The organism is Enterobacter cloacae complex sp. IR5428 (genome assembly GCF_049238585.1).
Classification (GTDB): Bacteria; Pseudomonadota; Gammaproteobacteria; order Enterobacterales; family Enterobacteriaceae; genus Enterobacter; species Enterobacter intestinihominis.
Genome location: NZ_JBMKHV010000008.1, coordinates 181,621 through 199,718, shown reverse-complemented (window position 1 = coordinate 199,718; position 18,098 = coordinate 181,621). Strand labels below are relative to the sequence as shown.

The 18,098-nt window shown below is 59.0% G+C and carries 15 protein-coding genes; 4 read left to right on the top strand and 11 right to left on the bottom strand.

Translation table 11 applies throughout. The features are described 5' to 3' along the window. Positions 1 to 169 precede the first annotated feature (169 nt). The 4 genes from ACOTXC_RS14435 to ACOTXC_RS14420 form a co-directional block, all read right to left on the bottom strand. On the bottom strand, positions 170 to 865 hold the full coding sequence (locus tag ACOTXC_RS14435) for an ArsR/SmtB family transcription factor (protein ID WP_421767791.1): 696 nt from the start codon (positions 863 to 865) through the stop codon (positions 170 to 172). Then, positions 840 to 1,235 carry an amino acid-binding ACT protein gene (locus ACOTXC_RS14430; RefSeq protein ID WP_022646936.1) on the bottom strand — a complete coding sequence of 132 codons (396 nt, stop codon included), beginning with the start codon at positions 1,233 to 1,235 and terminating at the stop codon, positions 840 to 842. Before ACOTXC_RS14430 ends, ACOTXC_RS14435 begins: the two co-directional genes overlap by 26 nt. After that, positions 1,228 to 1,551 carry an antibiotic biosynthesis monooxygenase family protein gene (locus tag ACOTXC_RS14425; RefSeq protein WP_421767790.1) on the bottom strand — a complete coding sequence of 108 codons (324 nt, stop codon included), beginning with the start codon at positions 1,549 to 1,551 and terminating at the stop codon, positions 1,228 to 1,230. Before ACOTXC_RS14425 ends, ACOTXC_RS14430 begins: the two co-directional genes overlap by 8 nt. A gap of 243 nt (positions 1,552 to 1,794) precedes the next feature. Continuing rightward, positions 1,795 to 2,274 carry a carboxymuconolactone decarboxylase family protein gene (locus ACOTXC_RS14420; protein ID WP_193132282.1) on the bottom strand — a complete coding sequence of 160 codons (480 nt, stop codon included), beginning with the start codon at positions 2,272 to 2,274 and terminating at the stop codon, positions 1,795 to 1,797. Between the two features lie 101 nt (positions 2,275 to 2,375). On the opposite strand from ACOTXC_RS14420, the gene ACOTXC_RS14415 reads away from it, so the two are divergent. Continuing rightward, entirely contained in the window at positions 2,376 to 3,764 is a 1,389-nt protein-coding gene (locus ACOTXC_RS14415) for a PLP-dependent aminotransferase family protein (protein WP_193132283.1), read from the top strand. Between the two features lie 85 nt (positions 3,765 to 3,849). On the opposite strand, the gene ACOTXC_RS14410 is transcribed toward ACOTXC_RS14415, so the two are convergent. Beyond that, positions 3,850 to 4,011: a DUF1127 domain-containing protein gene (locus ACOTXC_RS14410; protein WP_003863073.1), complete on the bottom strand. Its 162-nt coding sequence runs from the start codon at positions 4,009 to 4,011 to the stop codon at positions 3,850 to 3,852. Between the two features lie 176 nt (positions 4,012 to 4,187). On the opposite strand from ACOTXC_RS14410, the gene ACOTXC_RS14405 reads away from it, so the two are divergent. Further along, positions 4,188 to 5,603, top strand: coding sequence for a PLP-dependent aminotransferase family protein (locus tag ACOTXC_RS14405; RefSeq protein WP_023305386.1), 1,416 nt, complete (start codon positions 4,188 to 4,190; stop codon positions 5,601 to 5,603). 102 nt (positions 5,604 to 5,705) lie between these two features. On the opposite strand, the gene foxA is transcribed toward ACOTXC_RS14405, so the two are convergent. The 3 genes from foxA to ACOTXC_RS14390 all read right to left on the bottom strand — a co-directional run bounded on the left by foxA (position 5,706) and on the right by ACOTXC_RS14390 (position 9,261). Beyond that, entirely contained in the window at positions 5,706 to 7,814 is a 2,109-nt protein-coding gene (gene foxA, locus ACOTXC_RS14400) for a ferrioxamine B receptor FoxA (protein ID WP_150312285.1), read from the bottom strand. A gap of 121 nt (positions 7,815 to 7,935) precedes the next feature. After that, positions 7,936 to 8,889 carry a helix-turn-helix transcriptional regulator gene (locus ACOTXC_RS14395; RefSeq protein ID WP_421767789.1) on the bottom strand — a complete coding sequence of 318 codons (954 nt, stop codon included), beginning with the start codon at positions 8,887 to 8,889 and terminating at the stop codon, positions 7,936 to 7,938. A gap of 138 nt (positions 8,890 to 9,027) precedes the next feature. Continuing rightward, a complete protein-coding gene (locus tag ACOTXC_RS14390; protein ID WP_003863067.1) occupies positions 9,028 to 9,261 on the bottom strand; it encodes a DUF2171 domain-containing protein in 234 nt (77 codons plus the stop codon). A gap of 219 nt (positions 9,262 to 9,480) precedes the next feature. Between ACOTXC_RS14390 and ACOTXC_RS14385 the strand changes: the two genes are divergently transcribed. Then, a complete protein-coding gene (locus tag ACOTXC_RS14385; RefSeq protein ID WP_010427252.1) occupies positions 9,481 to 9,666 on the top strand; it encodes a hypothetical protein in 186 nt (61 codons plus the stop codon). 38 nt (positions 9,667 to 9,704) lie between these two features. Here ACOTXC_RS14385 and ACOTXC_RS14380 read toward each other — a convergent pair whose 3' ends face one another. Both ACOTXC_RS14380 and ACOTXC_RS14375 read right to left on the bottom strand, forming a co-directional pair. Further along, complete coding sequence (locus ACOTXC_RS14380; protein ID WP_022646929.1) at positions 9,705 to 10,826, bottom strand: cupin domain-containing protein; 1,122 nt, start codon at positions 10,824 to 10,826, stop codon at positions 9,705 to 9,707. 134 nt (positions 10,827 to 10,960) lie between these two features. After that, a complete protein-coding gene (locus ACOTXC_RS14375) occupies positions 10,961 to 11,566 on the bottom strand; it encodes an ATP-dependent Clp protease proteolytic subunit (RefSeq protein ID WP_022646928.1) in 606 nt (201 codons plus the stop codon). 318 nt (positions 11,567 to 11,884) lie between these two features. Here ACOTXC_RS14375 and ACOTXC_RS14370 point away from each other — a divergent pair, with 318 nt between their 5' ends. Further along, positions 11,885 to 12,502 (top strand): response regulator transcription factor, encoded by a 618-nt coding sequence (locus ACOTXC_RS14370; RefSeq protein ID WP_022646926.1) that lies wholly within the window; start codon positions 11,885 to 11,887, stop codon positions 12,500 to 12,502. A gap of 3 nt (positions 12,503 to 12,505) precedes the next feature. On the opposite strand, the gene ACOTXC_RS14365 is transcribed toward ACOTXC_RS14370, so the two are convergent. Beyond that, positions 12,506 to 18,091 carry a trifunctional serine/threonine-protein kinase/ATP-binding protein/sensor histidine kinase gene (locus ACOTXC_RS14365; protein WP_421767788.1) on the bottom strand — a complete coding sequence of 1,862 codons (5,586 nt, stop codon included), beginning with the start codon at positions 18,089 to 18,091 and terminating at the stop codon, positions 12,506 to 12,508. Positions 18,092 to 18,098 lie beyond the last annotated feature (7 nt).

Genomic DNA, 18,098 nt, shown 5'->3' with positions numbered 1-18,098 from the left:
GCCCCGGCCGGAAGGCAAACGCCTCAGCGATTTACAGCCGGACCAGGGCATCGCTGACAGCCCTCAGTCATTTAGAAAGCAACTTTATTGCTTCTGCATAAAAAAATTACTGGGGATCCCTCAGCCCTGTGGGAGAGGGCCAGAGTGAGGGCACAGCCCGCAGCGGAGTTTAGCGGCTAAAATGTCTGGTGATGGCGCCCTGTCCTGAAGCCGTCACAACCACCTCCCTGTACCCCGCCACCCGCTGGATCCACCCTTTGCTTTCCAGATAAAGAAGCAGCGCTGCGCCGGCTTCGCCTCCGAGATGAAACCGCCGCTCGCTCCAGTCCAGGCAGGCGCAGCACGCTTTTCGGCGCGGATGAGCGCTTAACGAAACGCCGAGCTTCAGAAACTGCTCCCGACCATACGGCGTGAGCGCTGAACCGTCTGCCTCCAGCCAGCCTGCTGCCTGCATGAAATCGTAGATCTGCACCGCCACCGCGCCCGCCAGATGGTCGTAGCAGGTCCGGGCTTTACGCATGGCTTTCGGCGCGCTAGTTTCCGGCGGGGTAATGCGGCTCCACGAAAGCCCCATCATCTGTTCCACCAGCGCCGCCACGTCGTGCCCGGCAAGACGATAATAACGATGCCGCCCTTGCGACAGGCAGGTAATTAGCTGCCCTTCAACCAGCCGGGCGAGATGCCCGCTGGCGGTCGACGGCGCAACGTCTGCCGCCGCACTCAGTTCGGTGGCCGTCCACGCTCGCCCGTCCATTAGTGCACAGAGCATTTTCACGCGCGACGGATCGGCCATTGCAGCCGCTACAGCGGCAATGGCCTTTTCCAGCATCGCGCTGTTATCAGAGGGTAAGCTCGTCTTTAACATTCGTCGCCCAGGGTGTGGTGATCTCAGCGGCCAGCTTATCATCATCCGTCAGCAGAATAAGGTGATTCGCGTGGTCGCTGTACTGAGTCAGGATAGACACGCCCTTTGCGGCCAGCGCCGCCGCTATCTCGCCCAGCTCGCCAGGACGCTCCTGCTTAAGCTTTCTGATCACCGGCTTTCGCAGCGCCTGCACGGTAAACCCGGCGTCGAGCAGCACACGGCGGGCTTTTTCCCCGTCCTCCACCAGAAAATGGGCATCCGTACCGAAAACGCCGCCCCCCTCCAGCCCCACGCCGTTGCGGCCTAACAGCTGTCCAAAGCGCGCCAGCTCGCCGGGCCTGTCGCTAAAAATCACGTGAACGTCATACATCCGCGTGCCCTCTCGTTTCAGAGCGGTACTCCCGCACCAGCTGCGCCACGCGAATACGGTAGAAAGAAAAAATCGACTCCCGGCCTTCGGCCTGCGCGGCCTGATGGAAGACATTCTGCTTCCAGCGGCGGACGGCCTCTTCATCCCGCCACCAGGAAAGGGACAGGATTTTGCCGTCGATGCTCAGGCTCTGAAAACGTTCTATATCAATAAAGCCGTCGATGTCCGCCAGCAAAGGCTTGAGTTCAGCGGCAAGCTGCAGATAGCGCGCCTGATGATAAGGCTCCGCTTTGGCTTCAAAAAGGACTGCGATCATGGGTGTCTCTCCGTTGTGAGGGTGTGGAGAGAATGCAGGAGGAAAAACCACAATGCTTCGGTATGGAGCGAAGTGTTTGCCGGATGGCGCTGCGCTTATCCGGCCTACGGGCTCATGTAGGCCCGGTAAGCGTAGCGCCACCGGGCAGGGTTTAACCCACCATTGACTTCGACTCCATAAACGCCCCAATCCCCCACTCGCCTGGATTACGGGCGCTGGTGGCGATGATCCGCGAGCGCGGAATTATTCCAGGTTAGCCTTGTTCAGACCGTAAGCCGCATCCAGCGCGCCCGGCTCCATGCGGGAGGTAATGCCCAGGCGGTTCCAGGCGTTGATCGCTACGATGGCGAAGTTCAGCTCTGAAATCTCGACATCCGAGAAGTGCTCCGCCACGCTGCGGTACAGCGCATCGCTCACGCCATGTACGCCAATCTGGGTCAGCGCTTCGGTGAAGGCCAGTGCCGCTTTTTCACGGGCGCTAAACAGCGGGGACTCGCGCCAGGCCGCCAGATGGTACAGGCGCAGCTCGCGCTCACCGGCGATTTTAGCCTCTTTCGAGTGCATATCCAGACAGAAGGTGCAGCCGTTCAGCTGCGATACGCGAATGTCGATAAGGTGCTTAAGCGCCGGGTCGATGGAGGTTTTCGCCAACTCCATGCTCAGGGCAGAAAGCGCGTTGGCAAGTGCAGGTGTGGCTTTGTGGTGGTTTACGCGGGTGCTCATTGTCTTTCCTCTTTTTGTGCCGTTTTTTTCATGCGATAAGGCAAATCTACGCCGTTAATGACATAGTAAAAAGACACAAAAAGCGTGAAATGAGGTAGGACATGAAGCCGGGCTATCATGAGATTTATTCCCGCTATCGCGACAACATCACGAGTGGCGTGCTGAAGCCGGGCGATAAAGTGCCTGCCATCCGCGTGCTGGCTGAAGAGCTTAAGGTCGCGCGAAAAACCGTTGAAACAGCCTATGCCATTCTGACAGGGGAAGGGTATCTGGTAAGCCAGGGCGCGCGCGGGACGCGGGTGAACCCGGATCTTCTGCTGCCCGCGCAACACGCCCCCGCAGAACAAGCGACCGGCACGCTGCCGGCGTCGTTGATTAGCCAGCGCGAACGGGCCGGTTTTCTGCGCCCCGGCATTCCGGCGCTCGACAGCTTCCCCTATAAAAAATGGCTGCTGCTGGCGGGCCAGGCGACGCGCGCCATGCGTCAGGATGAAATGCTCAACCCGCCGGTGCTGGGCTGGTATCCGCTGCGCGAGGCGATTGCCCGCTATCTCAATATCTCGCGCGGGTTATCCTGCACCGCCGAACAGGTACTGATCACCAGCGGCTACAGCGGCAGCCTGCGCCTGATCCTCGACACGCTTGCCAGCCGCAGCGACAAGGTGGTGTTTGAGGATCCGGGCTATTTTATGGGCCAGCAGCTGCTCAAGCGGATCGTGCCCCGCCTGCACACCGTGCCGGTTGATCGCTGCGGCATCAATACGGACTACCTGCTCCGTCATCATCGCGACGCGCGTTTTGCCATCGTGACCCCGTCGCATCAGAGCCCGCTGGCGGTGACGCTCTCCCTGCCGCGCAAGCAGCAGCTGCTCGACTGGGCGTCACAAAACGAGGCGTGGATTATCGAAGACGATTACGACGGGGAATTTCACTACACCCGCAAAGTGCTGCCGTCGCTGAAAAGCCTCGATCGGCATGACAGGGTGATCTTTATGGGCACCTTCAGCAAAACCATCATGCCTTCACTGCGCATGGGCTACGTGGTGATGCCCGCCAGCACCGTCGGGGCCTTTACCGACTGCGCGGACATTACCACCAGCGGCCAGCCGGTGCTGACGCAAAAAATCCTCACCGCATTTCTCAACGAAGGGCATTTTTTTCGTCATCTGAAAAAGATGCGCGCCCTGTATCAGATCCGCCGCGACTGGATGATTGCCGCCCTGGGTGAGGTCTATGGTGATCTGTTCTTCACCGAGCAAAACGACGGTGGAATGCATATTGTCGCGTTCCTCGCAAAGGGAAGCGCTGACCGGGAGATTGCCCGCTGCTGGCAGGAACAGCAACTACAGGTTAATGCGCTGTCGGAGTGGTATCGCGGGTCGGGCAAACGCTACGGGCTGGTGATGGGCTATAACAACGTGCGGTCATATCAGGAGGCGGTTGAGCTGCTGGAAAGGCCGAAACGGCAGACGCTTGCGCTGTTGAGTTGAAAACCGCCGGGTGGCGGCTGCGCCTTACCCGGCCTACGGTCTCCTGTAGGCCCGGTAAGCGTAGCGCCACCGGGCAACCCAATGCTTACACATCATATCGCGATAACCCAACGTCCTTAAGCTGCTCGTCGCTCATCTGGCTCAGAATGCGGCGGGTACGGTTGATGCGATACCAGTTACGCAGCGTTTTCGCTACCCAGACAAACGCGATAAACGGACGTTTTGAACGATTCTCGTAGAATTCCATGATGCTCTCCTCGCTGTGCCAGTGGGGTTATCATCATGGAAAACGGCCAGTACAATACAGATTCAAAAACTGCTTTTGTTTACCATACAGATCCGCTAAAACGGTATCTGCATGGCGTTTCACCCACCAATCTGTACTGGTTTAATAATCTGTATGGTGAAAACAAAGGATACAGCATGACGCGCTATCAACATCTGGCCAACCTACTGGCGGAACGTATCGAACAAGGGCTGTATCGCAGCGGCGAACGTCTGCCGTCGGTACGCACGCTGAGCCAGGAACACGGCGTGAGTATCAGCACCATACAGCAGGCCTACCAGATCCTCGAAAACCTCCAGCTGATCACGCCTCAGCCGCGCTCCGGTTATTTTGTCTCGAAACGCAAAGCGCAGCCGCCCGTACCGGCGATGACGCGCCCGGTGCAGCGCCCCGTGGACGTCACCCAGTGGGATGAGGTGATGATGCTGCTGGACGCCCGCGCCGACAAAGAGATGATCTCCTTTGGCGGCGGCTCGCCGGACATCAACCAGCCGAGCCTGAAGCCGCTGTGGCGCGAGATGAGCCGCATTGCGCAGCATAACCCTGGCGAAATGCTGAGCTATGACGTGCTCGATGGTCGTCTGGAGCTGCGCGAGCAGATCGCCCGCCTGATGCTGGACGGCGGCTCCACCGTGGCGGCAAACGAGATTGTGATCACCAACGGCTGCCACGGCGCGCTGTCGATCGCCCTGCTCTCGGTGTGCAAGCCTGGGGACATCGTGGCGGTCGAGTCGCCGTCGTTTCACGGCACCATGCAGATGCTGCGCGGCTTCGACATCAAGGCGATTGAAATACCTACCGATCCCGAGACCGGGATCAGCATCGAGGCGTTAGAGCTGGCGCTGGAGCAGTGGCCGATCAAAGCGGTGATCCTGGTCCCCAACTGCAATAACCCGCTCGGGTTTATCATGCCGGAAGCACGTAAAAAGCAGGTGCTGGCGCTCGCCCAGCGGCACGATATTGTGATTGTGGAGGATGATATCTACGGCGAGCTGGCCGCAGAGTACCCGCGCCCGCGCACCATTCACTCGATGGACATTGATGGCCGCGTGATCCTCTGCAGCTCCTTTACCAAAACCGTGGCGCCCGGGCTACGCGTCGGTTGGATTGTTCCGGGGCGCTATTACGACCGGGTGATGCACATGAAATACGCCGCGGGCGGTTTTAACGTGCCGGGCACGCAGATGGCGGTGGCGGCGTTTATTCGCGACGGCCATTACCATCGCCACGTGCGGCGCATGCGCCAGATTTATCAGCAGAATATGGAGACCTATACCTGCTGGGTGCGGCAGTATTTTCCGGCAGAGATATGCGTTACCCGCCCGCAGGGCAGCTTCCTGCTGTGGGTCGAGCTGCCGGAGATGGTCGACATGGTGTGCGTCAGCAAGCAGCTGTGCCGTCTCAAAATCCAGGCTGCGGCCGGGTCGCTGTTTTCCGCCTCCGGTAAGTACCGCAACTGTCTGCGGATCAACGTGGCGCTGCCGCCGACGGATAAACATCGCGAGGCGTTGAAAAAGATGGGTGAGGCGATTGTGATTGCGATGGAGGGGTAGTGCGGCATTTTGCCCTCACCCCGGCCCTCTCCCGCAGGGAGAGGGTGAAAACCGATCCCGTAGGCCCGGTAAGCGCAGCGCCACCGGGCATTGGCTAACGACTCAGAACGTCCACGAAACGCTGCCGACAATGCTGCGCTCTGCACCGAAGTAGCAGTAAGAGAGCGAGTTACACGCCGCAACGTAGCTTTTGTCCGTCAGGTTATTGACGTTCAACTGCGCGCTCACGCCCGTGAGCCCCACTTTCGACAGGTCATACCCCACGACCATATCCACCAGGGTGTATGACGGTAGCGTATGGGTGTTCTGACGATCGCTGGCGATCCCGTTGACATAGCGCACGCCGGAGCCGACGGTCAGGCCGTCCAGCGGGCCGCTTTTGACGTCGTAGCTCAGCCAGGCGCTGGCCATGTTACGCGGGGCATAGACGGCGCGCTTGCCCTCCTCTTCCGGGCTGCTCTTCTTGTAGCGAATATCCGTATAGGTGTAGGCCGCCTGCATGCGCAGGCTGTCGGTCAGCTGTCCAATCGCCTCCAGCTCAACGCCTTCGGATTCGATTTCACCGATGGAACGGTACGGATCGGTCGGCTCCTCTTTAGTGGCAATGTTCTTCTGGTTGATGCGGAACACCGAGGCGCTGAACTGGCTGTTCATCCCCTCCGGCTCATACTTCACGCCCGCTTCCCACTGCTTGCCCTTCATCGGATCCAGGATATTCCCCTGCTCGTCGGCAAAGCTGGTCGGCGTAAAGGCGGTGGAGTAACTGACGTACGGCGCGACGCCGTTATCAAACAGATACAGCAGCGCCGCGCGGCTGCTGAAGTTGTTTTTATCCAGATCGCTGCGGGTATGGTTGAAGTTGTCGACGTTCGACACGCTCACCTGGTCGTAACGCCCACCCAGCGTGAGGCGCCAGCGGTCAATGGACATCTGATCCTGCAGGTAGTAGCCGGTCTGGCGCAGCTTATGCTTTTCCCTGCTGTACTGGGTGATGTAGTCCGGCTTCGCGCCATAAGCAGGATGGAAAGCGTCAATCGGCGGGAAGCCGCCGTAGTAGCCGGTGACGTTGTTGGTGCGGTCCTGGTAGTCAATGCCGATCAGCACGCGGTGGTTCACCTCGCCGGTATCGAAGCTGCCGTCGACCTGGTTATCCAGGGTGATGGCGTTCATCTTCTCGTCGGAGCCGGAATAGCCGCGGTTCAGCTCGGTGTCGTTCAGCCAGCCTGCGGCATACACCTGGTTCAGCTCGACTTTGGTGTGCAGGTAGCGCAGCTTCTGACGCACGGCCCAGCCGCTGTCAAACAAGTGCTCGATGTTATAACCGACCATGTTTTCCCGACGATCGTACTTGTCGTAATCGTCTTCACCTTCAAAAAAGGTGTTGGAGATTTTCTTACCGCTGTGCGGCACGACGGTGCCCTCATACGGCAGGCCGGAGTGGCTGCCGCCTTCCGGATCGCGGTGCAGGTAGGCCATCAGATCCAGACGGGTATTATCGGTGATACGCCAGGTCAGGCTCGGCATCAGCGCGTAACGCTCTTCTTTGAGCGGATCGAACTGGGAATCGGCATAGCGGGTCATCCCGCTGAGGCGCACCGCCACGCGGTCGTTATCATCAACCGGGCCGGTGACGTCGAACATCGCCCCGCGCTGGTTATTGTTACCGGCGAAGAGCTTGATCTCCCCGCCCGGATCGAACGATGGCTTACGGGAGGTGAGCGCCACGATGCCGCCCGGCGATGAGCGACCGTACAGCACGGAGGCCGGGCCGCGCACGACTTCGATACTGTCCAGGAACCACGGATCAACCACCAGCGAGCTGTGGGAATTGGTGTCGCCCATCATCTTCAGTCCGTCGAGGTAGACGTTGTCCAGGCTGCCGTCCGAGAAGCCGCGCAGCACCATGTAGTCGAAGCGGTTTGATGCCCCAATCTGGTTGCTGTAGACCCCCGGCGTGTAGCTCACGGCCTGACGCACGCTGGTTGCGCCCTGCTCTTCGAACTGCTCGCGGGTGACGATAGAGACCGATTGCGGGGTTTCAATATCCGGCGTTTCAAGCTTGGTGGCCGCAGACTGCATCTGCGAGGTCACCACCACGGTGTCAGTTTTTTGGGCATCCTGCGCCAGTAAAGGAAAAGCGACGCTACCGGTAACCCATCCCACCAGCAGTGCCAGACGCGATTTAGCAAACATAACCCTCTCCAGAGATATTTCTTATTGTTAATAAGAATTATTACCTTTTTGAGGGTGCAAACAGCTATGCGCGCCGCCAGGTTATGTATGCGCGATGCTAAACCGCACGGGATACGTTCGCGCGATGGACAAAATTACGTTAGCGGAGTTTGCGCACGTCACCCGGTGAAATCCCGTAATGACGACGAAACGCGGTGGCGAAGTTGGTGGCATGCTGATACCCGCACATCCACGCCGCCTGCTGTACGCTGTGGCCTTCCAGCAGATAGCGACGCGCCAGCGCAAGGCGACAGTCGCGGAGATAATCGAAGAGTGTGCAGCCGTAGCGTTGACGGAACTTGCTGCGCAGGCTGCTTGGGCTCATGGCAGCAAGGGCTGCCAGCTGCGCGAGTGTATGGTCACGTTCAGGAGACTGTTCCAGCAGGCACCGGACGCGTTCCAGACGCGCATGCTCAGGGCGGCTCGGGCAGGGCAGCTGGCACTGGTTCAGGCCGTGGCCGAGCAGCTGGTACATGAGCCCCTCCAGCAACAGCTTACGCGAGAGCACGCTTCCCCCCTGCCGCTGTGCATGCTGAATGCCTGACATCACAAACTCGGGAACGTGCCAGACAAACGCGGGGGTATTCAGGCTTTGCCATTCCAGCAGCAGCGACTCAAGCAGGGCTTCACGTCCGGCATCGTGCGGGTACACGCCAAACGAGAGCGTTTTCAGCGTGCTGTCAGCATCGTGACGCGCGCTCATCACCTGATCTTCACTCAGACGCGAGCTGAACGCCATGCCCGTGCGGACGGGATAATCGATACCATTGAGCGTGAGCGTCACGCACCCTTCCAGCACCACCAGCATATAAAGCGGGCTGCTGTGGCGAGAGGTGGTTTCATAGGGCTGTAATACACGTACGTCGGAATGGGTCAGTGAAATGCCGGACGAGAGCGTCATCTCTTCAACATTCCCCTGCAACACGGGGCTGCCGCTGACCTGCTCATCTTTTAGCTGCGGGAAACGGTAGTCGATGCCGTAGCGCTCGCCGAATATTTGAAAATCCTCAACAAAAAATATGCGCTTCGCTGATGTATTTTCACTCTGGAGCATAATTCGGAGCCTGCATCGGGGAAAGGACAGGCAAAACAGTACCATTCATTTGCCATGGCAGCAATCACCGGGCGCAGACACTATTACGCTCCGGACGAAGCCGGAGCGAAGGCGTATATTTCTTTACGAGAAATATATTTATGCTTCCTGCCACTCAGCAAAAACCTCTTTATGGTTTTTGGTCAGGACAACTTTATTATCTTCGACCTTATCGACCCAGCCGAGAGGAATAAAGTGGTGCTTGCCGCCTGATTCCGGGTCGCTCTTCGCAAGCTTGATACGCTCACCATCAAGATGGTCCACAACCCCGACATGCGTTCCGCAGCTGGCGACAACCTGAGTGTGATCCTTAATTGCGCTTTTATCTACCATATTCATTCTCCTGTTTCGGTTATTTGCCTGTTGCACGAAATTAACTGTAGCGCATAAATTCGGACCTGAAATGCGTATTAGCATTTTGAAACATCATTGACAGAACCGAATATTATGTCTATTTAGCGCCGAATTGAAAAAATAAGAATAAGATTAATTATTAGCGACTGATTATTTCCCGTTCATAATTAAAGTATCGCAACCAACGAGGAGGTATTTATGACGATTCGCAACAATCGGACAGAAATTTCGCTGGCTCTTGGTGAAGCGGTCTTAGACATCGTGCAAAAAGGCCATGAGGTATCGCGAGAAAATCTCGCCCAGGCGATGAAAATTAAAGCGGAAAAAGAGCGCGACGATGAGCGGCTTCTGAACTACTGGAAGGCCTGTAATATGCTGGTTTAAACGTAGCGGCGTTTAGTCTGACTAAACGCCGCAGTCTGTTACTCGTCGAAGTACCAGTATCCCTGGTTAATCAATCCGGTCAACTCTTCCACAAACGCCGGATTATTCAGAGCTACACCCAGCTCGGCCTGGCCGAGCTGGGTGTAGCGGGACAGCGCGTCCGCCCCGTTCACATCCGCCGTCTCCAGCTGTTCGCTGTTGATAAAGAAGCTGCCGTTGACGTTCAGCACGCGCAGCCCGCTCAGGCGTGAAAGCGTTTCGCCCCCTTGTAGCGCGTCGAGCACCTCGTCTGCGGAATACGGCGGCTCGGCGGCGGCAATATCCAGCTCGTGACGCGGCGTGGAGACGAAGCTGCCGAACCATTTTGTAAAATCATCCGGCTTGCTAATCATGTCGATCATCATCTGGCGAATGCGATCGAGCTCGTACTGCTCCACGCGGCCCGGGTGTTCGCGGCAGGTCAGATCCGGATCGCTGTAGTGCTCGCCACCCAGATCGTTTTCCAGCGCGTAATCGGCAAAGCTGCTAATCAGATCGCGACCGTTCGGCCCGCGGAAACCGACAGAGTAGTTGAGCGCGGTTTCATGGGTGAAGCCGTCATGCGGGAATCCAGGCGGAATATAGAGGATATCGCCCGGGGCCAGATCTTCGTCAATGATTGGCTCAAACGGATCGACGTGCAGCAGGGCCGGATGCGGACAGAACTGACGCATCGGCAGCTTGTCACCCACGCGCCAGCGACGGCTACCCATCCCCTGAATAATAAACACATCGTACTGATCGATATGCGGCCCAACGCCGCCGCCCGGGACGGAGAAGGAGATCATCAGGTCATCGAGACGCCAGTCCGGCAGGACGCGGAACGGACGCACCAGCTCTGCGGCGGGCATATGCCAGTGGTTCACCGCCTGAGCCAGCAGAGACCAGCCGGTTTCACCGAGGTTATCGAAATGCTCAAACGGGCCATTGCTCGCCTGCCACTTGCCGTTAGCATGGCTTACCAGGCGGCTGTCGACTTCCGGCTCCATCGCCAGACCCGCCAGTTCATCAGGGGTAATGGGGTCGACAAAATTCGGGAAGGCATTTTTCAGCACAACGGGTTGTTTTTGCCAGTATTTCTCAAGAAATTCCGGCCAGTCGAGGTTCAGTTGATACGCCATGGTTAGCACCAGTGAGAGGGGAGACAGGCGCGATTATAGAAGAGACAGCCAGGGGGGAACTTGTCATGGGTCAATCGAGCGCGCGTAGGTCGGGTAAGGCGAAGCCGTCACCCGACGCACGCGCGGGCTAAAACTTAATCCAGGTTCAGCTCGTCATAATGGGTGATCAGTTTGCCCACGATGCCGTAGTCCAGCGCTTCCGCCGGTGACATCCAGAAGTTACGGTCGGTGTCCTTCTTCACTTTCTCCAGCGGCTGGCCGGTGGCGTCAGCAATCAGTTTGTTTACGCGTTCCAGCATGCGGATAATCTCGCGCGCTTCGATTTCGATATCCGTTGCCTGACCGCGCACGCCGCCCAGCGGCTGGTGGATCATAAAGCGGGTATTCGGCAGCGAGTAGCGGTGCTCTTTTTTCGCCGCCAGGAAGATGGTGATCCCGGCGCTTGCCACCCAGCCGGTGCCAATGACGTGCACTTCCGGTCGGATAAACTTAATGAAGTCGTGGATGGTGTCGCCCGCTTCCACGTGGCCGCCCTGGCTGTTGATGTACAGCTTGATCGGATCGTTGCTGACGCTTTGCAGCAGGATCATCTGAGTGATGACTTTCTGGGCCAGCTCCTGGTTGATCTCACCGGAGATGACAATCGAACGGGATTCCAGCAGTTTTTGCTGTAGAGCGCCCGCGCCGCTTGTTCCTTCCGCTTTTTCTTTATCGTCACTGCTTTTCAGTGTGTAGTGCATCGTTATGTCCTCAGCTTGTCGCGCTCAAAATCAGAGTGTAGCCTGTTTTACCCGTCGGCGTCCTCACACAAAACATCGTGGCTCAGGATGAATATCACCTGTGTCACGCACTGGCTTCGCAGCCGGAAAGGTCTCTAAAAACAGCGTTCCGATCCTAACCAATTCGCCACATTTTTATTACACTTTCATATCATCTTCATATTGCCGAATCATAATAATTATTAATGTGTTAGTATGAATGAGGATAGCAAACAGTCGCTTACGTTCAAAAAGGCGCATTTTATTCTCGATGGTTTACTGATCACACCGGGGCGGTGAATGGAACACATTGTTTATGTGGTTGATGACGATGACGCAGTCAGGCAGTCCGTTGTTGGGCTGCTGGAATCAGCGGATATACACGCCCTTGGCTTTTCCTCAGCAGAAGCCTTTCTCAGCCATCCCTTTGAGGATCTGCCCTCCTGCGTGATCCTCGATATGCAAATGCCCACGATCACCGGGTTTGATGTCGCAGATGCGCTGAAAGCCAACGGGCGAGAAATACCGATCATTTTTCTCACCGGTCACGGCACCATCCCTATGTCCGTCCGGGCGATCAAAGGCGGGGCCTACGAATTTCTCACTAAACCCGTTGAATCCAGCGCCCTCATTGGCTCTATCGAATCCGCGCTCAGGCTGGCACAGCACAACGCCGCCCGCGTCAAAGAGCACTACGCCCTGAAACAGCGCCACATGTCCCTCACGCCGCGCGAGCATGAGGTGCTTGAGCTTGCCATCAGCGGCAAGCTCAATAAGCAGATCGCCGCCGAGCTGGGCGTCAGTGAGATTACGGTGAAAGTACACCGCCGCCGGGTGATGGAGAAAATGCAGGTCCGCTCCGTGGCCGAGCTGGTCAGGGCCGTCGAGCGCCTGACCAAACATCAGCCAGCGGAATAACCGTTACGCCTCCTGTCCGGCAAGCGGCAACGCGAAGGTAAACACCGTGCCGTACGGCTCTCTGCGGCGCGCGCTCAGTTTTCCCCGATGCCGTTCAATGATGCTGGCGCTGATGGTCAGCCCCATCCCCATTCCCTGCGCTTTGGTCGAATAGAACGAGTCAAAGATCCGCTCGGTGAGCTCCGGCTCAATGCCGCTGCCGGTATCGGCGATCTCAAAGATCACCTTCCCTTCGGCGCAGTTCGCGGTGGCGATCGTGATGCAGCACGGGCGATCCGTCACTTCCGCCATCGCTTCCATCGCATTCATCACCAGGTTAAGCAGCACCTGCTGGATCTGCACGCTGTCGCCGATGATAAAGCTGTCGTCAGCGTTCAGGAGATAATCAACGCTTATGTGTCGCAGCTCAAGTTCGCTGCGGGAGAGCATAATGATGTGGTGGATCAGGAAGTGCAGATCGATTCGCGTAAACGTGGGGTCCTGTTTGCGCGTCAGAGATTGAATGCTGCGGATGATCTCCCCTGCCCGCTCGCCCTCGGCAGCGATCTCCTCCAGCCCCTCGCGCACTTTGTCCAGCCGCGCCGGATCGCGGTTGAGCCAGCGCAGGCTCGCGCCGGCGTTCGAGACAATCGACATCAGCGGCTGGTTGATCTCGTGCGCGATCGAGGAGGTCAGTTGCCCGACGGTGGTGGCCCGTGAGACTCGCGCCAGATCCGCCTGCGCCACCCGCATCGCATCCTCCGCCGCCCGCTGGCTGGTGATGTCGGTAATGATGCCGTAATACTCATTCACTTCGCTGCCCACGCCCACCGGATCGCCAATCCCGAGAATGTAGCGAACGGAGCCGTCGGTGCGGATAATGCGAAACTCCGCGCGCATCGACAGCCCGTCACGCACGCTCTGATTAACGAGGTTACCAATCCGGCCATAATCATCCTCATGCACGAAGGTCAAAAACTCCGCCATTGAGATCATCTTTTGCTGCTCCGGCAGGCCAAGAATACGGGCGTACTCTTCGGACATAAACATCAGATCCTGCACCAGCTCCCAGCGCCAGCTGCCGGTATGACTGATCTGCTCACCCAGCATCAGCGAGGTCTGGCTGGCGCGCAGCTCTTTCTCCACCCGTCGGCGGTGGATGTTTTCCGCCAGCAGCTCGGCGTAAAGCCGCGCCGTCTCCAGCGAAACCGCCGCCTGCGCGCCCAGCAGGCTGACCACGCGCGAATGTTCGGCGGTAAACACTTCCGGCATCAGGCGGTTTTCCAGATACAGCACCCCCACCAGTCGCGCCTGTTTGAACATCGGCACGCACATCACGGCGGCGCCGGACGTCACCAGATAAGGATCCTGGCTGAACGGGTGAAATTCCTCCGGTTTGCCGGTGCGGATCTCCTGCCCGGTGCGGATCACCGCGGCCAGCACCGACAGCGGCATGTCCGTCGCCATCGGTGTCTCTTTCAGGATGTGAACCCGCACCCCGTCGGTGCTGGTCCAGGCGCTGGCTTCGATCTCCGGGATGTGATTATCGCTGACGCGAAGCAGCAGGCCACGCTGCGCCCCGGCCCGTTCAAGCAGCAGCGTCATCAGGTTTTCAATTAAACGCTCGAGGTTGATTTCTTCGGACAAGGCGCGTGAGGCTTTGATGACGCTCTGTAAATCGCGGATCACCTCGTTCTGGGCAAATGCCACGGTGTCGTACGCGCGGCTCTGCCCGGAGGCCAGCAGATGCGGGAAATCCTGCTCCAGCTGACGCACCTTGGCCTGCGCCCCGGCGCGGCCCCAGGCGGCAATCGAACCGCGGAAATGGGCGTCGGAGGCGGTCGGGTAGCCGCAGGCCAGCGAGAAACGCCCTGCCAGCTCGTGGGCCAGGGCATTGATCGGGTTAAACCCGCCCTCCCGCGAGAGCCGCACCGCCTTTTCATACTGTTCCAGCGCGATGCTGTTCATGCCGTCCAGACGGACGATTTCGGCATAAATCAGCGCCTCTTTATCGGCAAACGTGCCCGGATTGATCCGCGCCCAGAGGGCAATTTTGTCGTAATGGTGATGAATACTGCGGCGATAATCCGCCGAGAAGGTCTCCGGCGTGAGCTGGCGGGAGAGCGCCAGCGCGCTGTAAAAATGGTAATCCAGCAGATGGATATGGCCCGGTGCGGACCACGCATACCAGCCCGCCCTCTCTAAATCCGCCTGCGCGTCGGCGTATTCGCCGCAGGTAAAGTGCGCCATCCCGCGATAGAGCCAGTACCAGAACAGCATGGTCGAGGTCTGCTCGGGCGCCTGCTCCGGCGGTGCGGGCAGCAGATCGTCAGGCAGCGCCTGGGCGGCGCTCCATGTGCCCGTCACCGGCGTGCGTAAAAACTCCACGTAGCGGCGCTGAATGTGCAGAACGGTTTCAATGTCCTGATAATCCGTTTTACGCACAAAGGCCAGACCGCGATCGATGCTGGTCAACACGCCGTCCAGATGATCGCCCCGGGAGAGGAAGTTAATGATCTGGTGACAGGCCGCGAAGCAGGCCATCGTCATGTCGCCGTGGGTCACCGCCGAGGTAAAGCAGGCCTTGGCGCACTCGATAGTGTACGACAGCGGCTGGGTCCAGACGCTGAGCTGGTCGAGCGGCAGCAGAGTTTTAGCTTCATAGGCATCATAGCCGTGGCGGTTCACCAGCTCGCGAGCCAGCGTGCCGTACTCAAACCCGAGACGGTATTCGGCATAGCGGTGGCCAATCAGCACGCCAAACCAGGCCATCGCCGTGCTGGATGCGCCGGTTATGCCGCGATCGAGCGTGAGGTGCATCATCCGGCACAGGAGTAAAAAGTGCAGGCGCGGGCAGGTAAAGCTGGCGAAAATACTGGCGCTGTAAAGCAGGTTCATTACCGCTTCGGTCTCCGCGCTCTCCATCAGCTTAAGCTGAGTAAACGGGTTCTGCGGCGCGTCGGCGGTGCGTTGACAGAACTGCTGCCAGGCCTCGTCACATTCGGCATTTTCCGGGTAGCGGCTGATCTGGATCCCGAACACGCCCAGCCAGCATAACGACGCCTCCAGCGCCAGGCGGATCTCCGACTGGCGCATATAGACTTCCGCCAGCAGGTTAGCGGCCAGCGCTTTCTCCGTCAGCCCGCCCGGTGAGCCGAGGATCGTATCGCACAGCGCGCGCGTGCGCTCCAGGTGCCCGAGCGCGAACTCACAGCCCGCCTCTTCGATATCCAGCATAAAGTCCGAGACCGGACCCGCGTTCCCCAGCGCTCTGGCGGTCTGGATGTAACTTAAGGCGGAAAGGTAATCGCCGGTACGCTTCGCACGCCGCGCGGCCTGGAGGCTCAGCTCACGGAATCTCTGGCGCTGCGGCGCAGGCTGGATGCAGTCCAGCGCGGCGCTGACGTGGTGAACCGCGCGGAACAGCAGTTCGTTACCCGCCGTCTGCCGCGCGGCATCCGCCAGCAGGCTGGCGGTGGTCAGGTGCAGATGGCTTTTCTCGCCCTCATCCAGCAGGGCAAAGGCGGCTTCCTGCACCCGATCGTGGGTAAAAGCGTACGCTTTCTCCGTCAGCACTATCAGCTGAGCGGTAACCGCCGGATGAAGGGCGTAGCGGATTTCCGCCGCCGACTGCCCCACCACGCGGCACAGCATCTCCAGCTCGCCCGTGCAGCCGAGGCAGGCGATGCTGCCCAGCAGGCGGCGCGTCTCGTCGGGCATCTCCTTGAGCTGTTCAAGCACCAGCGTCACCACGTTCTCGGTGTAATGCCGGGCGCGGATGGCCTGGAGATCGTAATGCCATTTCCCCTGATATTTGTTGTGCACCACCAGTCCGTCATCGACGATGCGGCGGAAAAATTCCTGAACGAACAGCGGGTTGCCGCCGGTTTTTTCATGGATCAGCGTGGCAAGATCGGAGGTGCCGGTACTGCGGGCATGAAAAATCCCCCCGAGCCAGCGTGCCACGGCCTTCACCGACAGCGGCTGCGGCACGATCGTCATGGCATGCTGCGCCGCCTCCGGCAGGCTCGCCAGCGCGGTCTGCAAGCTGGGATCAGAAAGCGAACTGAGATCGCGGTGCGCCACCACCACCAGCAGCGGGATGGCGCCGCAGGCGCGCAGCAGGTGATCGAGCGTTTGCAGGCTGGCGGCGTCGATCCACTGCACATCATCCAGCAGCAGCACCAGCGGCGCGCCCTGGGTGGCGAAGGTTTTCACCAGCGCCAGCACCATATGGCTGAAGCGCGCCCGCGCGTCGATGGAAAATGTATCCGCAGAGAAACGCGGTTTGTTCTCAAGAAGTAAATTCAGCTCCGGCACCAGGCTGACAGCCAGCTCCTCGAAGCCTTCCAGCGCGCGCGACAGGCGGATTTTCCACGTCGCCACCTCCCCGGCTGGCAGCCCGAGCAGGTGCAGCGTGAGCGTCCGAAACGCCGAACTCAGCACGCCGTAGGGCAGCGTGGGAGAGTATTGATCGACCTTGCCCACCGCCAGCAGCACCTTGCGCTGTTGCAGCGATTTCAGCGTGGTGGCGATCACGGAAGATTTGCCGATCCCCGACGGACCGCCAATCGTCACCAGTTCCGGCGCACCGCTCTGGCTGACCCGCTCAAACGCGGCGATGACGTCGCTGGCCTGCGGATGCGCAGAGAAAAGCGAATCGGCAAGATGGATCGCCGGAGAGCGATCCTGCTGGCCGGGAATAAAGTCGACGATCTCACCTTCGGCGGTCAGCGTCGCCTGGCAGCGCCTGAGGTCGGCAATCAGCCCGTCGACGGTCTGATAGCGATTCTCCGGATTCTTCTCCAACAGCTTAAGGATAATGGTCGAGAGCATGCCGGGTACGTCCGGACGCACCCGGCCCGGCGCAAGCGGCTCAGAGGCAATGTGGTAATGCGCCCAGTTAGTCTGGTCATCAGCGCTCAGTTCAAACGGCAATCGCCCGGTCAGAAGTTCATAAAGCACGATACCCAGACTGTAGAGATCGCTCCGGCTGTCGACGGCGCGCCGGGTACGCGTGGTGTGTTCCGGTGACATGTAGGCGGGCGTGCCGCCAGACGCGGCAAGCCGGGACTGGGAGAATGCGTCGGAAGTGGCGCAGGAAAGACCAAAGCTGCACAGACGGCTGGTGGCGTCGTGATGAACGAAGATCGACCCGGGTTTGATATCGCCGTGGATCAGGTTGTGCAGATGCATCTGGCGCAGGGGACCGCAGATGCGGATCGCCATCTCGATAAAGCGGGCGATCCCGGAAATCGCCTTACCTGCCCGGCACGCCAGCAGTTCAAAGCAGAACGGCGCGTATACCAGCGCAAAACGTCCGCGGTACTGGGTTGAAGCGACGGGCCGGATAGCCCAGCCGTCATGAAGTCGATCGCGCAGGGCAAACTCGTTTTTAAGCAGCCGCGTTGCCCGCTCCTCTTCTTCATCGCTGACCGCGGTGGCAATAATAAACGAACCGCCGGACTGGGGATGCCGCCCGTTCATCCAGGAGATGCCGCCCTCCTGCGCCAGCACGGTAAAAATAACATCCTCTTTCAGAACAAAAGCCCGCCCTTCATGGAGACTTCCCCGGGCGGGCCAAAATGCAGGCGACGTTTGTTCGTTCATCCGCGAT